20 protein-coding genes are annotated in these 15407 nt (G+C 60.6%); 10 read left to right on the forward strand and 10 right to left on the reverse strand.

The features are described from left to right. Positions 1-17 precede the first annotated feature (17 nt). Positions 18-548: a DUF4142 domain-containing protein gene (locus tag DEM27_RS24770; RefSeq protein WP_109460919.1), complete on the reverse strand. Its 531-nt coding sequence runs from the start codon at positions 546-548 to the stop codon at positions 18-20. Positions 549-702: 154 nt separating this feature from the next. On the opposite strand from DEM27_RS24770, the gene DEM27_RS24775 reads away from it, so the two are divergent. Continuing rightward, positions 703-1185 (forward strand): pyridoxamine 5'-phosphate oxidase family protein, encoded by a 483-nt coding sequence (locus DEM27_RS24775; protein WP_109460920.1) that lies wholly within the window; start codon positions 703-705, stop codon positions 1183-1185. Between the two features lie 212 nt (positions 1186-1397). Here DEM27_RS24775 and DEM27_RS24780 read toward each other — a convergent pair whose 3' ends face one another. The 7 genes from DEM27_RS24780 to ku (DEM27_RS24810) all read right to left on the reverse strand — a co-directional run bounded on the left by DEM27_RS24780 (position 1398) and on the right by ku (DEM27_RS24810) (position 5093). Further along, positions 1398-1655, reverse strand: a complete 258-nt coding sequence (locus DEM27_RS24780; protein WP_245446088.1) for a hypothetical protein — start codon at positions 1653-1655, stop codon at positions 1398-1400. Between the two features lie 22 nt (positions 1656-1677). Then, entirely contained in the window at positions 1678-2202 is a 525-nt protein-coding gene (locus DEM27_RS24785) for a hydrolase (protein ID WP_109460921.1), read from the reverse strand. 4 nt (positions 2203-2206) lie between these two features. Then, positions 2207-2608, reverse strand: coding sequence for a DUF2177 family protein (locus DEM27_RS24790; protein WP_109460922.1), 402 nt, complete (start codon positions 2606-2608; stop codon positions 2207-2209). Between the two features lie 151 nt (positions 2609-2759). After that, positions 2760-3017, reverse strand: a complete 258-nt coding sequence (locus DEM27_RS24795; protein ID WP_109460923.1) for a hypothetical protein — start codon at positions 3015-3017, stop codon at positions 2760-2762. Beyond that, positions 2998-3363, reverse strand: a complete 366-nt coding sequence (locus DEM27_RS24800) for a hypothetical protein (protein ID WP_109460924.1) — start codon at positions 3361-3363, stop codon at positions 2998-3000. Before DEM27_RS24800 ends, DEM27_RS24795 begins: the two co-directional genes overlap by 20 nt. Beyond that, positions 3363-4175 carry a non-homologous end joining protein Ku gene (ku, locus tag DEM27_RS24805; protein WP_109460925.1) on the reverse strand — a complete coding sequence of 271 codons (813 nt, stop codon included), beginning with the start codon at positions 4173-4175 and terminating at the stop codon, positions 3363-3365. The genes DEM27_RS24800 and ku (DEM27_RS24805) overlap by 1 nt, the downstream gene beginning before the upstream one ends. A gap of 12 nt (positions 4176-4187) precedes the next feature. Then, positions 4188-5093 (reverse strand): non-homologous end joining protein Ku, encoded by a 906-nt coding sequence (ku, locus tag DEM27_RS24810; protein ID WP_109460926.1) that lies wholly within the window; start codon positions 5091-5093, stop codon positions 4188-4190. Positions 5094-5323: 230 nt separating this feature from the next. Here ku (DEM27_RS24810) and DEM27_RS24815 point away from each other — a divergent pair, with 230 nt between their 5' ends. The 3 genes from DEM27_RS24815 (at position 5324) to DEM27_RS24825 (ending at position 8878) form a co-directional block, all read left to right on the forward strand. Next, positions 5324-6346 carry an aldo/keto reductase gene (locus DEM27_RS24815; RefSeq protein ID WP_109460927.1) on the forward strand — a complete coding sequence of 341 codons (1023 nt, stop codon included), beginning with the start codon at positions 5324-5326 and terminating at the stop codon, positions 6344-6346. 341 nt (positions 6347-6687) lie between these two features. After that, the gene (locus DEM27_RS24820) at positions 6688-8430 is read left to right on the forward strand and encodes a sensor histidine kinase (RefSeq protein ID WP_109460928.1); all 1743 of its coding nucleotides are present in this window, start codon (positions 6688-6690) and stop codon (positions 8428-8430) included. A 295-nt stretch (positions 8431-8725) separates the two neighbouring features. Beyond that, entirely contained in the window at positions 8726-8878 is a 153-nt protein-coding gene (locus tag DEM27_RS24825; protein WP_165823560.1) for a hypothetical protein, read from the forward strand. A gap of 168 nt (positions 8879-9046) precedes the next feature. On the opposite strand, the gene DEM27_RS24830 is transcribed toward DEM27_RS24825, so the two are convergent. Continuing rightward, positions 9047-9556, reverse strand: a complete 510-nt coding sequence (locus tag DEM27_RS24830; RefSeq protein ID WP_109460782.1) for a hypothetical protein — start codon at positions 9554-9556, stop codon at positions 9047-9049. A gap of 117 nt (positions 9557-9673) precedes the next feature. Here DEM27_RS24830 and DEM27_RS24835 point away from each other — a divergent pair, with 117 nt between their 5' ends. The 6 genes from DEM27_RS24835 to DEM27_RS24860 all read left to right on the forward strand — a co-directional run bounded on the left by DEM27_RS24835 (position 9674) and on the right by DEM27_RS24860 (position 14785). Beyond that, entirely contained in the window at positions 9674-9856 is a 183-nt protein-coding gene (locus DEM27_RS24835; protein WP_109460783.1) for a hypothetical protein, read from the forward strand. Between the two features lie 7 nt (positions 9857-9863). Then, on the forward strand, positions 9864-10739 hold the full coding sequence (locus tag DEM27_RS24840) for a hypothetical protein (protein WP_109460784.1): 876 nt from the start codon (positions 9864-9866) through the stop codon (positions 10737-10739). Between the two features lie 369 nt (positions 10740-11108). Next, the gene (locus tag DEM27_RS24845) at positions 11109-11675 is read left to right on the forward strand and encodes a DUF4142 domain-containing protein (RefSeq protein ID WP_109460785.1); all 567 of its coding nucleotides are present in this window, start codon (positions 11109-11111) and stop codon (positions 11673-11675) included. Between the two features lie 35 nt (positions 11676-11710). Then, positions 11711-12817 carry an alpha/beta hydrolase gene (locus tag DEM27_RS24850; RefSeq protein ID WP_109460786.1) on the forward strand — a complete coding sequence of 369 codons (1107 nt, stop codon included), beginning with the start codon at positions 11711-11713 and terminating at the stop codon, positions 12815-12817. 225 nt (positions 12818-13042) lie between these two features. Then, positions 13043-14209 carry a zinc-dependent alcohol dehydrogenase gene (locus DEM27_RS24855; RefSeq protein ID WP_109460787.1) on the forward strand — a complete coding sequence of 389 codons (1167 nt, stop codon included), beginning with the start codon at positions 13043-13045 and terminating at the stop codon, positions 14207-14209. A gap of 141 nt (positions 14210-14350) precedes the next feature. Further along, positions 14351-14785 carry a GFA family protein gene (locus tag DEM27_RS24860; RefSeq protein ID WP_109460788.1) on the forward strand — a complete coding sequence of 145 codons (435 nt, stop codon included), beginning with the start codon at positions 14351-14353 and terminating at the stop codon, positions 14783-14785. Positions 14786-14799: 14 nt separating this feature from the next. On the opposite strand, the gene DEM27_RS24865 is transcribed toward DEM27_RS24860, so the two are convergent. Beyond that, a partial coding sequence (locus tag DEM27_RS24865) for an SOS response-associated peptidase family protein (protein ID WP_109460930.1) occupies positions 14800-15407 on the reverse strand: 608 nt, incomplete at its 5' end.

Raw genomic sequence — 15407 nt, forward strand, 5'->3', positions numbered from 1 at the left:
TCCGATGAAATCCGACCTTACTTGTTCAGGTCGGAGGCCATTTGCAGGTGGTGCTCAAGCGCCGGACGGGTGGTGGCGGCCCATGCCTTCAGGTCGGCGTTGTCGCCGCCGTCGCCGTAGCGCTTGAACAGATCGACCGCGTCCTTGTGGGCGTCTTCCTGATCCGAATGGTACTGCTTGGTGAAGTCGGCGCCCTGGAGGCCCTTCAGCTTGTTCAGCATGTCTTGCTGTGAGGAGGTCATCGCAGCCGGGATCTGGGCCTGGACCTTTCCGCTCGACACCAGACCCTTGAGCTCGCCGGTGGTTTTCTCGTGGTCGGCGATCATCTGCTGCGCGAAGGCCTTGGTGGCATCGTCGGAGCGTTCCAGCGCTAGCTTGCTGGATTCGATTTCGAACATATCGCTGGTTGCGGCTTCTGCGACGAAGTCCTCGGTCTTCGGGGCCATCCCGAGCATGGAGTTCACGCCGGTCTTCTCGGCTGCGGACTGGGCGAATACGGGCGATGCGATCAGCAGGGCAAGGCCTGCGAAGGCGATGGTCTTCTTCATGAGGATGGACTCCGTTTGCGGGGGTGCCTTGCGACAACCTCCGCTGGGCCAGATTGTTCCTGCAGACGACCATGAACGTCTTACGCGGATGCTCACATTAAATGGAACATCGCTCTTGGCCTCTCGTTTCCTCCGGCTCAACAAGGAGACAGACATGGCACACGAAGACGACGATCTGGGCAAGGTATGGAAGCTGGTCGAGAAGATCGGGTTCTGCATGCTCACAACCCAGTCTGGTAGCGACCTGCGCGCCCGGCCGATGTCGGCGCATGCCGAAGAGATCGAAAACGCGATCTATTTTCTGACAGATGTTGCCAGCCACAAGGACGACGAGATTGCCCGTCACCCGAATGTGTGCCTGGCCTTCGCGGATTCTAAAGGACAGAAATACGTCTCGATCTCCGGCACGGCTGAAGTCCAGAACGACCGTGAAAAGATCCACGACCTCTGGGCGACGCCCGCGAAGGCTTGGTGGGACAGTGCCGACGATCCGTCGATCCGGGTGCTAAAGATCACCCCGTCCTCTGCGGAATATTGGGACAGCCCCGGCACGGTCATCAGCTACATCAAAATGGCGGCAGCAGCCGTCAGCAGCTCGCGTCCGGACATGGGTGACAACGCCAAGGTCGAGATGTGATCAGGGCCGGTCGGAATCGAGGCAGGTAAGCCTCGTTCCGCACCAGTCTCCATCTGATGCAACCACACGGTCCCATCCCCCCGCCCCTCAACGTTCTCGCTAAGGCCAGCCGGGAACAAGGAGAGAAAGCTACCTACCTTGCGAGCAAGCGGCATTTGAATCTGAACAGCGTCGGTAAGCGTTCTGGCAGGCACCGCGAAGCTGGACGCTCGTCATGGCTCGTCGAGCCGGATCAAGAACGAAAATTCCGACAGGCTATGATGTTGGTCCGACCCCATCACCGCGACCGACCAAAACTGCCTATCCTGGCCAAAGACATCGGAAATCTGCACCACTTCGGCATCTTCAGCACCGCATCGGCGTGCCCAGTAGTATGAACCCGCTCGGAGTTCGTCGTGATCTATCGTATTCGGTTCTGCCACGAGGTCGCCACCTATGTCTTTCGAGCCGGTATATGGGGGAGTGCGCATGTGGCAAGCTTCTGCTGCTCGGTCAAGGCGCCGCGTCCGCGGCCAAGACCTTCCCACCTTTACGACTTGCGAGAACCTCGGCGAGCAAAACTGGCCGGAGCCCCTGGGCGTCGACGCCGACGTCGAATTGCCGGGGAACGGGCTTGAGACGCCCATGGGAGTGGCCGTGCAGATTTATCGAGCCTTTACCCATCTGGTTCCAGGTGCGGAACGCGTAATGACAGAGGATGAGATGATGGCCGTCTGGTTGAAGCTCCGCGTAGTGCTGGACGCTGGCCCAGCCTTTCGCGCCGGTCGTCGTCTCCGGATCGTTGTTGCCGATAATGAGATGCTTCCGGCCGTTGAGCTCCGCCAGCAGCTCCGGGCATTCACCAGCCCTCGCGGACATGAAGTCGCCGAGATGCCACACGTCGTCGTCTGTGCCGACGACCGCGTTCCAGTTTTCAATAAGCGCAGAGTCGTGTTCCGCCACGTTGGAGAACGGCCGCCGATCTATCCGAAGCACGCGAGGGTCGCCGAAATGCGTGTCGCCTGTAAAGAAGATCATGCGGCTAGCCGAAGTAGCGGGTCGCAGTATATCCGCATGCGCTGGCGACACTCGTCAGGACGGTGCCCCAGATCAGATCGGCGATGGTCATCGGAACCGGCCAGTTCTTGAGGGTAGACAGGTTCGTCATGTCGTAGGTGCCGTAGGCAGCCAGGCCGAGGACCGCCGCGTATCCGACGGCCGTCCAGATCGAGCCAGCTTCGAGACCCGGGCGAACGGCAAGCACGACGATAGCTATGGCGAAGAACAGGTAGAAGGCAGCGGCGACACCGAAGTTCGGGGAGGGGAGCATCATGTCGCCGAGCTGGCGCTGATAGAAGCTCCGGGCGACGAGACCGAGCCAGAGGGCGTCAATCAACAGGAAGGAAATCAAAGTTCCGGCGTATGCGATGCCCATCGTCTTCATGCGGCTGCTCTCCTCGTGTGCGGCGTCGAGCAGGAACCGCGCAAGTACAGAGCTTGTTCCGGACGACGCCGATCAGTTCGTCTAACAGCTCATGGAGAACGCCCATCCGAAGTCGCTCTTGCACCAGTCGGGGCCCTGGCGTCCTCGTCCATCAGAGTGCTGACGAGAATGCCGCGTTCTCGGCGGTCGTCCCCAGAGTTCGGTCGGCCAAGCCCGCAGGAAGGCTTTCGACGAGCGCCTGCGCCCGCTCTAGGCAAGCCAACGGCCCTTCGACGACGGTTGCCCTCGGCTGCTTCTCTCTGAGGTCGATGACACGATTGCTTCCCGGCGGGCAGATGACGGCGAAATGGTCGCTCGGGCTGTAGATCGCTATGCGGTAGCCTTTGTACTCACGCACGATGCTGGGCATGTCCTGCATCCTTGACGGCAGCAGGCATCGCATGGCGCCCGGATCGGCTTCCAGCGAACGCAGCGCGCGGAGGAGGCGACGACCGGACCATCGCCTCGTTGACCCAGACCTTCTCGCCGACGTCCTCGCCCTGTCGGATTGCGGCCGCAGCCAGGTCGCGATAGTACCCGGCATAGCGCACCAATCTACGGAGCGACCTCTCGGGCGGTGTCGCGGTCGCTCTCATCGCCTCGCAGGTGACGATCACCTGATAGACAGTCGAACCGTCTGTTACGGCGAACTGGCCGTTCTCGAAGTAGATGAAGGGTTCCGGCTCGCAGATTTCGAAATCTCTCAGGTCGTCCATCAGCTCGCCTTCTTCTTTTTCTGGTCCTGTTCGAGGCTCTTCCTCAACACGTCCATGATGTTCACGACGTTGGATGCCGGAGCGGCGTCGTCCTTCTTCGCCTTCGTTTTCTTCGCAGGCTTCAGAGACTTCTTCTTTTCGTCGATGAGCGCGAGCAGCGCCTCCTGGATCGGATCGCTGACCATCGTCGGCGACCAGGCCTTCGTTCGCTGCTTGATGAGCTTGCGCACCAGGGGCAGGGCGTCGTCGTCGGCTTCCTCGTCGATGTCCTCGAAGTATTCGTTTTCGCGTCGGACCTCGTCGCCGAACCGGAGGGTCCAGAGTACGATGCCATTGTCTCGCGGCTCCAGAACCACGGCGCGTTCCCGGCGACCGACGACCAGCTTGGAGACGCCGACCACGTCGGACGCTTTCATGGCTTCGCGGATGACCGAGAACGCCTCGTCCCCGACCTTGTCACCGGGCGTCAGGTAATGCGGCTTCTCCAGGTAGATCCAGGGAATGCTGTCGGCCGGCACGAAGCCGGAGATGTCGATCGTTTTGACGGTGTCGAGGGCGACGGCGTCGATCTCGTCCTCGGTCAGCACCACGTAGTCGTTCTCGCCGCGGGCGTATCCCTTACCCTGCTTGTCGTCGCGAACCGGCTTGCCCGTGAGCGAGTCGACGTATTGGGACATGACCCGATTGCCAGTCTTCTCGTTGATCGTGTGGAACCGGACCTTCTCGCTCTCCGACGTCGCCGGCATCATCTCGACCGGACATGTAACGAGGCTGAGCTTCAGGTAGCCTTTCCAGTATGGACGGAGTGCCATTGTCGTTCCTCCTCACCCGGCCTTGCGCTGCGGAGCGGCCTTGGAAACGGCGGACTTCTCGGCCGCTCCGCGCGCTGCGCGCTGCCGGACAGTGCCCTTGTTGGCATTGGCGGCAGTGCGGTTCGGTTTGTCCTCGGACTTCTTCGACAGCCCCGCGCTTTCGCGGAGGGCGGCGAGCAGATCATTCGGCTGCGAGACCTCGACCTTCTTCCGCTTCGGCAGGGACTTGCCTTCGACCTTCGCCTTGACCAGCGCGGCGAGCGCTTCTTCATACCGGTCGTCGAACGTCGCCGGATCGAACTCGCCGATCTTGGTGGAGATGATGTGCTTGGCGAGATCGAGCATCTCGCCTTCGATCTTGATCTTCGGCACGCTCTCGAAGGCCTTCGTCGCCGACCGGACCTCGTAGTCGTACTGCAGGGTCGTCGCGATCAGCCCCTTGCCGTGCGGCCGTATAAGAACGGTGCGCATCCTCCTGAACAGGACGGCACGCGCGATGGCGGCGACCTTGTCGGCCTTCATGCCGTCGCGCAGGATCGCGAAAGCGTCGGCGGACGTCCTGTCCGGCGTAAGGTAATATGGCTTGTCGAAGTACACGTCGTCGACCGCGCCGCAGGAGATGAACGCTTCGATCTCCAACGTCTTGTTGCTATCTGGAACGGTCGCAGCGATCTCTTCCGGATCGATCAGGACATACCGTCCGTCGTCGATCTCAAAACCCTTCACCTGCTGTTCCTTCGGGACGGGTTCCTCTGTCTCGCTGTCCACGAAGACCCGGTTCACCCGGTTGCCGGTCGCGGTATTGATTGTGTTGAACGCGATGCGGTCCGAGGTCGACGCGGCAGTGTAAAGCGCGACGCCGCAGCTCACCTCGCCGACTTTCAGGAAGCCTTTCCACTGCGCTCGATGCCCTGCCATACGCTTTACTCCGAATCACTTGGATGGCGAATCAAAGGAGCGAGCGAGTGATTCGTTCCGTCTCGAAACGAATCATTTTTCAATGGCTTAGGAATCTGAGCTCAGAGTTTGATTCAAAGTCGCAGAAGGTGTTTCCCGACTTTCGACGAACCATTCCGCTCCGGCATCGTTCTGATCTGACGCGACGACATCCTTTGTCGCTGTAGCCGAAAATCAGGAAGGAACCGCCGATGGCACTCTCAAGCCGCGTCCGCGACATCTACAAGCCCGAGTTCAAATTCGGGATGGGCGGCGTCTCTCTCGGGAACGAGTTCAACAAGATCACGGACAGGCAAGCCGAGGCCGCTCTGGAAACGGCCTGGAACGTAGGCGTCCGCTACTACGACGTCGCTCCCTGGTACGGGCTTGGTCTCGCCGAGCGCCGGTTCGGGCACTTCCTTCATAACCAGAAGCGAGATGACTTTCTGCTGTCGACGAAGGTCGGCAAGCTCCTGAAGGCCTCGAAGACGAACAGCCATGAGAAGATGTATCCGCTCTCGGATTCTCCGAACGATCTCGTCATCGACTATACCGCCGACGGCGTCCGCCGCTCGATCGAGGACAGCCTGCAGCGGCTGGGGATCGATGCGATCGACGTCGCCTTCGTCCACGATCTGTCTCCGGACTTCGCTTTCTTTCCGGGGCCGTGGGAGGAGCAGTACGAGATCGCTCGCAAGGGCGCGTTCCCGGAACTGTCGAAGATGCGGGAGGAGGGCATCATCAAAGGATGGGGCGTCGGGGTGAACACCCCGATGGCAATCCTGAAGGTGATGGAAGACGCCGATCCGGACGTCTGCCTGTGCGCCCGCCAGTATTCCCTGATCGACCACGCGGACACGGTCGAGAACCTATTTCCCAAGGTGCGCGAGAAGGGTGTCGGCCTGGTGATCGGCTCTAGCCTGAACGCCGGCTTCATCGGCGGAAGCCCCCGGTACAACTACGGTGCCGAAAACTACAAGATCCCGCCAGAAGTCATCGAGAAGCGCCGCAAGCTGCGTCAGGTCGCCGAGAACCACGGCGTTGATCTTCGCACGGCCGCGATCCAGTTCTCGGCCGCGCCCGACGTTGCCGTTGCGCTTGTCGTGGGTGCAGGCAGCGACCGTCAAATCAGGGAGGATTGGAATTCGCTGCAGACCAAGATGCCGAACGAATTCTGGGTCGAGCTCAAGAGTTCTGGGCTGGTGCATCAGGACGCTGCGGTACCAACGGTCTAGTCGTTGCCTTGAAACCAACGCAATGCCTTCCTAAATAACTGTCTGTCGGCATTGCTGACGAGCGCTGGAACCATCTGCCGCTCGCAACGCCGGACTTGCTTTAGACTTTGACCACGGATGTACTGGCAGGGACGAATAGCGGATGAGGAAGGTCGGTGCGGTTTCGCCCCGGCCTTTTTTGTTGCCGCTCGCCGGTCATTGCCTCGTGGGCTCCCCACATCGCCCCGTTCGTTCGTGGACAAAAATAGTGATCTGAAGTATATAGGAACTATCGTTCGCAGACTTTCCAGGGCGCGGGCGGCTGGGAGACAATCCGCTCCTGCCCCGAACCGGAGCGACCCATGTCTGCTTTCTTGGAATCCATTTCCGGCAGCCCCAGATCATTCGAAGGTTCGACGCCGCTTGCCAGCCTGACGAAGGCCATCGCGGCAATGGGGCAGGCCGACAGTCCTGAGGCCGTGATCGAAGTCCTTCGCAGGACGACGCGGTCTCTGATCGGCTGCGAGGGCGTCGCGATCATCCGCCGGGATGGCGACCTCTGCCACTATATCGAGGAAGACGCCATCGGCCCTCTCTGGAAGGGCGGCAAGTTCCCGGCTTCGGCCTGCATCAGCGGCTGGGCGATGATCAACCGTCAGACCGTGGTGGTGACGGACATCGCCAAGGACGATCGCATCCCGTACGAACTCTACGCAGGCACGTTCGTGCGCTCTCTGGTGATGGCGCCCGTGCGGGCAGAAGACCCGATCGGCGCGCTGGGTGCATACTGGTCGCGGGTCTACGTGCCTGCACAATGGGAAGTCGATATCCTCGAGGCGCTCGCGGGCGCTGCGGCGATGGCAATCGAGAAGACGCGTGCGGTCCGGTCGCTTGTCGATTCTGCGAAGCCGGTTGTGGACGAGGCCGGGGCAGCATCGGAGGACTTCGCAGAGGATATCGCGCGCGTCGCCGGGATCGCGGCCGTTCCAACCATCCTTGACGTGGCCCTTCGCATGACGGGAATGGGATTTGCTGCAGTGTCTCGGGTAACCGAGGACCGCTGGATCACCTGCCAGTCCCTCGACCATGTCGGGTTCGGTCTGAAGGCCGGCGACGAACTTCCGGTCCAGAGCACGCTCTGCGACGAAATCCGCGGGCATCGTCAGCCCATCGTGTTCGACGATGCCGCCGAGGAGCCGCTCTACCGCGATCATCACACGCCGCGCATCTACGGTCTGCGAAGCTACATCTCCATTCCGATCATCCTGCCGAACGGCCAGTTCTTCGGAACGCTCTGCGCTATCGATCCTCAGCCAGCCAAGGTGAACAATCCGCAGACGATTGGCTCGTTCAAGCTTTTCGCGGAGCTCATCGCGCATCATCTCCATGCCGACGCCCAGTTGACGGCGACGCGGGAATCCCTCGATCGGGAGAAGGACATTTCGGAGCTGCGCGAGCAGTTCATTGCCGTCCTCGGGCACGACTTGCGCAATCCCATCGCCGCCGTCGACGCCGGAACCTCGCGTCTGCTGAAGGAAGGCTGGACGGCCCGTAGCCCGCTTGTCCTCAAGCTGATGAAGTCCAGCATTTCCAGAATGGCTGGTCTCGTCGACAACGTCATGGATCTGGCACGGGCTCGCATGGGAGGAGGGATCGTCCTCGAACGTGCAGACGGCGATCTCGCGACGACACTGAACAATGTCGTCGAAGAGCTTAAGCTGGCCAATCCCGATCGCGAGGTGTCGGTGGACGTCCGCCTGCCTGCTTCAGTGTCGGTCGACCATCTCCGGCTGGCCCAAATGTTCTCGAACCTGGTCGCGAACGCGTTTACCCACGGCGTCGAGACGGAGCCGGTCCGCATATCGGCGAGCCTGAACGACAGGCATCTTGAAATCTGCGTCCGCAATGGCGGAACTCCGATCCCTGAAGAGGCTATTTCCAGGCTGTTCCAACCCTTCCGTCGCGGCGATCTGCGCCCGAGCATGCAGGGGCTCGGCCTCGGTCTCTATATCGCCTCGGAAATCGCCAAGGCGCATGGCGGCACGATCGAGGTGACGTCGGACGAGAACGAAACCTGCTTCACCTTCCGCATGCCGGCGGCCTGATTTCCTAGGCACAGACAAGATTTCGGCGGGCTGTGGAACACATGTCGCTCGGGGAGGTTGTGCTAATAGAGATCGCGCCGTGTCAACCGGACGTGACGGAGATGGTGGACGCAGCGGTTTTTCCGGTTTCTCGCTGCGGGGAACGAAATCCCAGGCGAGCACCCGACCTGTCCGACGTGACCTCACCGCAACAGGACCGCTCTGCGCGTCCGAGCACGCAGGGATCACCATGACTAAAACGACCGTAGAGATATCCGTGACGAGCGACGAGGGTGTTCGGACCCCAATCGGGTTGATGACCCCGCGCCAAGCACTTCAACTGCCGGATCACGTCGAGTTCGAAGCATCTCACCCTGACCACGAGGCGGGCAATACCGACGTGCTCCTCGACCGTGAGATGCTGCAGGATCACGTCGACGCCAGCGAGGTTTCGAAGACCCCCGCTTGAAATCCGCAGTTCAAGTCATCATCTAAAGGCTCACCACCTGTATCGACGAATGCGCGCCCGACCTAACCGTCGTGGGGCATGCTGCCGTCCGTGGTGCGAAGGGCGCTCCCCATGACGGATCGAGTGCCCTTCTTAGATTCTTGGCATACCTGCGTCTGCTCCTCCAGATTAATGTCCGCGACCATGTCCATGCCAATTGTAGGTGCCGTCATCATGAAACCCGGGTGGCACCCATGCCCCGAAACGCTTCGCTGCCGCAACATCGGCATCGTGCAGCATCGCGCTCAGACGCAAATGGTCCGCCTCCATCGCTGCGAGAAGTCGCTCCAGATGGCTCGAAGTGATCGCAGCGAACAGGCCGTTTCCACTGTCGCCTACGGCCGGCCGCAATGAGATCCTCGAGCCGACGTCGTCCTGAAACTGAGCAAGCACCTGTCCGGCCGCGACAAGTCGGCGACGGACCTGTTCTCGAGGTTCAGTGACAATTGCCAGGCGTATCCCATTCTCAATACGGGCCTTGGTATTCGGTAGAAGATCCGTGTCGAGGATGTCGCTTCCTGGAGCCTGATCCCGGACCGTCGCAAGGAAGGCATCCACAAGATCGCCGGCTGCCTCGAGGACGTCGGCATCTGACATGAAGTCGGTTCCGGCATTCGGACGCGTCTGCGATGTTTGCATGGCGGCTCCTCCTCCGGCGGATAACGCCCGGCGCCTAAGAAAGTTGCCGGCCGTCAGCGGCACACCAGAACGAACCTTCGTTCGGCGCGTTGTAAGACCAGCAACAGGAGACCCCCGATGAGCACGAATGACACCAACGCCACCCCGGAACAGCGCCGCCCCGCCGACGTCCATCCGACCCCTTCCAATCCAGAGCCGGCCGACGAAGAATCCATGGCACCGACCTCGGTGCAACCCGCAGGCAAGAAGGACGAGAGCGAGCCGCCAATCGTCAACCCGGTGACGGGTGCCGCTCTATAAGGCAGATATGAGCACTCCGAAACCAAAGAGCGACGACGAGCCGAAGCAGGAGACGATTTCCTTTCCCTTCGACCGGATGACCGTCGCGCGGTTCCGGGAGACCTTCCCGAATGCCCGCTGGTCGGACACCCTCCAGGCGTGGACGGTCCCCGGCAGCACCGCCCGGCGTCGCATCGACAGATGGCTGGCCTCCGAGATGGACCGGCACGATCCCTACGGGCAGCAACGTGGCCGCGACGCCTACGAGTTCGAACCCATCCTCTCGCCGTACCTCGCAGTTATTTCGACCGGCTTCTGGATACGCACCCCGTATTCCCGGACCGTCGTCGATGAGCTGCGACAGATTCCGTTCGCAAGGTGGAACGGCGACGAGAAGGTCTGGGAGGTGCCATACGCGTCATACGACGATCTTCAGCACAGGTGGGAGGCAATCGAAGAGGCCGCGAAAAGAGCCGAACCCGAGGAGCGGCGGAAGCGAGCCGAGGCACGGAAGGGCACCGAGGAAGAGGCGAAAGCGAAGCGTCGGACAGCGGAGCGGAAGAAGAAGCGGCTGCCATTTCCGAGCGACGACCTTCCGCCTTTGGGCAGGCCTGTGGCCACACCCGCCTTTGGGATCGTCGTCATCACGGAGGTCACGGGCGAGCTCGTCGATCCTGTGGAGGTGGCCGAGCATCATCCGGACGCCGACGAGGAGCACGTCTGGGCGGGCTGGCGGTCGGCGACGCTGGAGGAACTCGTCCACACATGGCCTGCGAAAGCCGGGCCGGGGGAGTACGAGCGGCTCCGCGGATGGTGGCAGCCGGAGATCGAGGAGCTGCGTGCGGCGAGATCATCGGCGAAGTCGAAAGAGAGGAGGCGAGGAATACAAGATTCTGCAGAATAGGAGATCTATGTTTAGCCAAATTGTGCCGCGCGATCCTCGTCACCAGATCCGCCTGTAAGCTGGTGTCGTTTGGCATTTAACCGTAAGAATGCGCCCGTTCCGGCAGGTGATGGCACTAATTCCTCACACGCCGGTTCGGTCACTATCATTGGCTCAACAACTTCTCTGGGCCTGACGGTCTCGGACCGATGGGCCCGGAGCCGACAATCTTATGTCAGGTGCCAATCATCAGCTGGAACTTAAACAGCAGCTTGAGGTTTAAGTCACGAGCACTCTGACAATTCCTGTCAAAACTCATCCTTATTATAAAACAGCTGTTTCGCTGCTGGGTAGCCGCGTCCAGACGTTGAATCTATCCGGAGCATTAATATGGACCGCCGTACAATTCTGACTGGCTTCGTGGCCGTTGGCGCAGCCCCCATCATTCTGGCGCAGACGCGCCCTGTTTTGGCTGCAACCCCGATGGCGGCGATGCCGGTCACGTCGTTTGCAGATGTCAAAACCGCTGCGCAGTTCTATTCGACCGTGATCGGTCGCGCCGAAATCTCGCTCGCCACCTCGCAGGTCGCTTCGGAAAAAGCCACCCAGAAGAACTCGCTTGAGTTTGCCGGTTTCGAGCTGGGTGAAGCCATCACTGTCAACATGGTTCTCAAGGACACCGGCGCGATGGGCCCGGGCATGGATGCGGACGCGCATGGCATGGTCGAAAAGGTTGTGTCTGCCGGAAAAGGCAAGGCGTTCGACAAAGCCTATATCGGCCTCCAGCTCGAAAATCACGAGTACCTGCGCGATCTCGCCGACGCCTTTGTTCACAATTCGACCGGCGTGACAGACCATGCCGAGGTCCAAGGGCGCCATCTGAGCATGCTGATGCTGGCGGTGTTCAAGGAACACGTCGCGATCTGCAAGCGCATCACCAAAGAACTCGACGCGTAACGCGCCCGCACCCAACAGCTTTGAAAGATTTTCACATGAAGAACTCAGTTCGTATATCCATCCTTTCCGCGCACCTGATCGCCAGCACCGCGCTTTTCGCAGCGCCATCTGCGTTTGCACAGGAACAGCCAAAACCCAATCCTCTGGCGGAAACGCCGGACAGCGGCACGATGAAGCGCGCCGACAAGGAGGACATGGTTCTCGTCCTCAAGAAGATGCAGGAGCTCGGTGCAAAGCCAATCGAGTCGCGCAGCGTCGAGGAAGCCCGCACCCAGCCATCGCCGGCGGATGCGGTCAAGGCTGTCCTTAAGGACGAGGGCAAGATGGTCCCCATGCCAGCGGTCAAGAAGCAGGACATGACCTATCCGATCGAGGGCGGCACTCAGCCGGTCCGGATCTATACGCCCGAGAATGCCGGTCCCGGCCCGCTACCGGTCATCGTCTACTACCACGGCGGCGGATGGGTGATCGCCAATATCGACACCTACGAATCCTCGGCACTTGCGCTGGCGTCGAAGGCCAAGGCGATCGTCGTCAGCGTCGAATATCGTCATGCGCCGGAAGCCAAGTTCCCGGCAGCCCATGCTGATTCCTTTGCAGCCTACAAGTGGGCCCTGGAAAAGACAGCAAGTTTTGGCGGCGATCCGGCCCGTGTCGCCGTGGCCGGCGAAAGCGCGGGGGGCAATCTGGCCGCCAATGTCGCGATCATGGCGCGTGATCAGAAAGTTCAGATGCCGGTGCACATGCTGCTCGTCTATCCCGTCACTGGTACTGACATGAACACGCCCTCCTACATCGCCAATCAGAATGCCATGCCCTTGTCCAAGGGCGGCATGGGCTGGTTCGTCGGCAAGGTGCTCGCCAAGCCAGAAGATGCCATGAACCCGATGCTCAATCTAACGACCAAGGCCGATCTCAAGGGCCTTCCGCCGGCAACGATCATCACCGCAGAGATCGATCCGCTGATGTCTGACGGTGTGATGCTGGCGGAAAAGCTGAAGGCAGCGGGTGTCACGACCACCTACATGAACAACGAAGGCGTGACGCACGAGTTCTTCGGCATGGATGCCGTCCTCGACGATGCGCGGCGTGCCCAGGACTTTGCCGTCAATGACCTGACAAAGGCATTCGATAAGAAGTGATGTCTGGAAACCGGCTCATCGCTGAGCCGGTTTCCCTCGCATTTGTCTGGCGCGAATTCGAAACGTGGAACGGGCTCGCGATACAGCCGCCCGTAACATGAGCCGTAATCTGTGGTCCTGGGATGCCCCGTCGCCCGCAGTTTCAATTGACGCGCAGCTCTAGCCGGCTGCGACCACCGCTTCGGCATTTTGTCTGTAACGCAAAGACAATCGGAGGAACACGACATGAAAGCTCTGACATGGCACGGAAGCGGAGACATTCGCTGCGAACAGGTCGACGATCCGATCATTCAAGATGATCGCGACGCCATCATCAAGGTAACAAGCTGCGCCATCTGCGGCTCCGACCTGCATCTCTACGGCGGCTTCGTTCCCGGCATGCATGCGGGTGATGTGATGGGCCATGAGACGATGGGGGAGGTCGTTGAAGTCGGTCGCGGCAATTCCAAACTCAAGATCGGCGACCGCGTCGTCGTGCCCTTCACAATCTCCTGTGGTGAGTGCCGGCAGTGCAAATGGGGGCAGTTCTCTCTTTGCGAGCGCTCGAACCCTGCGGGCGCGGAGCAGGCAAAGCAGATCGGCTATCCGACCGCTGGCCTGTTCGGTTATTCCGAAATGTACGGCCGTTTTCCGGGCGGCCAGGCGCAATATTTGCGCGTTCCTTATGCCGATGTTGGCCCGATCGTTGTGCCTGACGGCCTGAGCGACGAACAGGTCCTGTTCCTCTCCGACATATTTCCAACCGGCTACATGGCCGCCGAAAACTGCGACATCAAACAGGGCCAGACAGTGGCTGTGTTCGGCTGCGGTCCGGTCGGCCTGTTTGCGATCAAGTCGGCCTTCTTGCTGGGCGCGGAGCGGGTCATTGCCATCGATACCGTGCCTGAGCGATTGGCCCTCGCCAGAGCCTCCGGTGCGGAAACGCTCGATTATGCGGATGAGGACCTGCAGGAGCGTATTCTCGCCATCACCAACGGGCTTGGTCCGGACGCCGTCATCGAGGCGGTCGGAATGGAAAGTCATGGGGCAGGCGGCGTGATGGAAACGCTTCAAACAAAACTGACGTCGACGGAGCGGCCGTACGCTCTCGCCCAAGCGATCCTTGCCTGCCGACCGGGTGGGACCGTATCGCTTCCGGGCGTGTTCGTCGGGCCGGCTGTTCCCGCACCACTCGGGGCCCTTGTCGGCAAGGGACTAACCCTGAAAACCGGACAGACCCATGTCCAGCGCTATCTGGAGCCACTTCTCAATCTGATCGTCGAAGGCAAGATAGATCCATCCTTCCTGATCACACACAGGATCGGGCTGGAGGAAGGTCCGGAAGCCTACAAGACCTTTCGGGATAAGGAAGATGGATGCGTCAAGGTCGTTATTCGACCGAATGGTAGCTAGGCGGATGTACGGCGACCGCTCGCATTGGCGGTCCCTGCTCGCCGGTTCCCTTGTTTGGAGGCGACGATATTTCACCGGCGGACCTCGGCCTGATCGGCACAGAGAAGTTGACCAGCTGCGAACGCATTGGAGGCAAGCGATATGCGGATTGCGTCATGTAGATGCGGTGGCCTGGTAGCCAGGTGCGAGGGCGACCCCCTCCGCGTCTCTGTTTGCCATTGCCTGGAATGTCAGCGGCGCACCGGCAGCGCATTTGCTGTCCAGGCACGGTTTCGCAAGGACCTCGTCACCCTCGAGGGTTCCCACATGCGTTGGGAGCGAATTGGCGAGAGTGGAGAGAAGGCGACCTATTTCTTCTGCCCCACCTGTGGCTCGACCGTCTTCTATGAAAACGAAGTTCTTCCAGACGTTGTGGCGATACCGGTCGGCGCGTTTGCCGATCCGGATTTCCCGGTACCGCAACGATCGATCTTCGAGCGGCGGCAGCACCAATGGGTGCAGGTAACCGGAAAGGCAATAGAGCATCATCTTGGAGATGAGGCGGAAGCAGGATGTGAAGATCGCACTTACACGTAGCCGAGTCGCCCTGCCTAGATCAGGCTGCCCTGCTGGACGACCTCGCCGGATTTCGAAACGATCGACGATCCGTAGGGCTCATGCGAGGCGATGATCAGCGCATCGTCTGGCAGGGGCCGAGCCAGATCTTTTGCTTCATCCCACGGCGCCCGCATCCAGACCTCCGTTTCTTCCTTTGTCAGCAGCAGGACCGGCATGGCCTTCTCATGGATCGGCTTCACCAGCCCGTTTGGATCGGTGGTCAGAAAACCGTAGAGATCATCCGTCGTCAGCCCATCTTTGACCTTACGGACGCTCTGCCAGCCCGGCACATGGATGCCGGCAAAGAACATCAGAGACTTTTGCTCGTCGCGCGCGAACCAGGCGTTCGGAACCTTACCGCCGGGTTCTTGGGCTTGCGGATCCGGTTCGGCAAATGTCGTAACGGGAACGATGCAGCGATGGTCTACACCGAACCAGCGCTTCCAATGCGGCAGGGTGAGCTTGCGGACATTGGTGACGCCGCGATCCGGCTCCATGCGAATGAGCGCGTCCATATCGACGGCCTGCCCCTTGGCCCTCATCTTGTCAGCGCGTGCTTCGGCTGCCTTTTTCTGCACGAAGATCGGGGAAGGAAGGCCCC

The organism is Rhizobium album (assembly GCF_003122325.1).
Lineage (GTDB): Bacteria > Pseudomonadota > Alphaproteobacteria > Rhizobiales > Rhizobiaceae > Metarhizobium > Metarhizobium album.

Bases quoted from the DNA above. Each gene is read 5' to 3' on its own strand.
- DEM27_RS24770 (WP_109460919.1), bottom strand. From the start codon at position 548: ATGAAGAAGACCATCGCCTTCGCAGGCCTTGCCCTGCTGATCGCATCG.
- DEM27_RS24775 (WP_109460920.1), top strand. From the start codon at position 703: ATGGCACACGAAGACGACGATCTGGGCAAGGTATGGAAGCTGGTCGAG.
- DEM27_RS24780 (WP_245446088.1), bottom strand. From the start codon at position 1,655: ATGCGCACTCCCCCATATACCGGCTCGAAAGACATAGGTGGCGACCTC.
- DEM27_RS24785 (WP_109460921.1), bottom strand. From the start codon at position 2,202: ATGATCTTCTTTACAGGCGACACGCATTTCGGCGACCCTCGCGTGCTT.
- DEM27_RS24790 (WP_109460922.1), bottom strand. From the start codon at position 2,608: ATGAAGACGATGGGCATCGCATACGCCGGAACTTTGATTTCCTTCCTG.
- DEM27_RS24795 (WP_109460923.1), bottom strand. From the start codon at position 3,017: ATGCCCAGCATCGTGCGTGAGTACAAAGGCTACCGCATAGCGATCTAC.
- DEM27_RS24800 (WP_109460924.1), bottom strand. From the start codon at position 3,363: ATGGACGACCTGAGAGATTTCGAAATCTGCGAGCCGGAACCCTTCATC.
- ku (WP_109460925.1), bottom strand. From the start codon at position 4,175: ATGGCACTCCGTCCATACTGGAAAGGCTACCTGAAGCTCAGCCTCGTT.
- ku (WP_109460926.1), bottom strand. From the start codon at position 5,093: ATGGCAGGGCATCGAGCGCAGTGGAAAGGCTTCCTGAAAGTCGGCGAG.
- DEM27_RS24815 (WP_109460927.1), top strand. From the start codon at position 5,324: ATGGCACTCTCAAGCCGCGTCCGCGACATCTACAAGCCCGAGTTCAAA.
- DEM27_RS24820 (WP_109460928.1), top strand. From the start codon at position 6,688: ATGTCTGCTTTCTTGGAATCCATTTCCGGCAGCCCCAGATCATTCGAA.
- DEM27_RS24825 (WP_165823560.1), top strand. From the start codon at position 8,726: ATGACCCCGCGCCAAGCACTTCAACTGCCGGATCACGTCGAGTTCGAA.
- DEM27_RS24830 (WP_109460782.1), bottom strand. From the start codon at position 9,556: ATGCAAACATCGCAGACGCGTCCGAATGCCGGAACCGACTTCATGTCA.
- DEM27_RS24835 (WP_109460783.1), top strand. From the start codon at position 9,674: ATGAGCACGAATGACACCAACGCCACCCCGGAACAGCGCCGCCCCGCC.
- DEM27_RS24840 (WP_109460784.1), top strand. From the start codon at position 9,864: ATGAGCACTCCGAAACCAAAGAGCGACGACGAGCCGAAGCAGGAGACG.
- DEM27_RS24845 (WP_109460785.1), top strand. From the start codon at position 11,109: ATGGACCGCCGTACAATTCTGACTGGCTTCGTGGCCGTTGGCGCAGCC.
- DEM27_RS24850 (WP_109460786.1), top strand. From the start codon at position 11,711: ATGAAGAACTCAGTTCGTATATCCATCCTTTCCGCGCACCTGATCGCC.
- DEM27_RS24855 (WP_109460787.1), top strand. From the start codon at position 13,043: ATGAAAGCTCTGACATGGCACGGAAGCGGAGACATTCGCTGCGAACAG.
- DEM27_RS24860 (WP_109460788.1), top strand. From the start codon at position 14,351: ATGCGGATTGCGTCATGTAGATGCGGTGGCCTGGTAGCCAGGTGCGAG.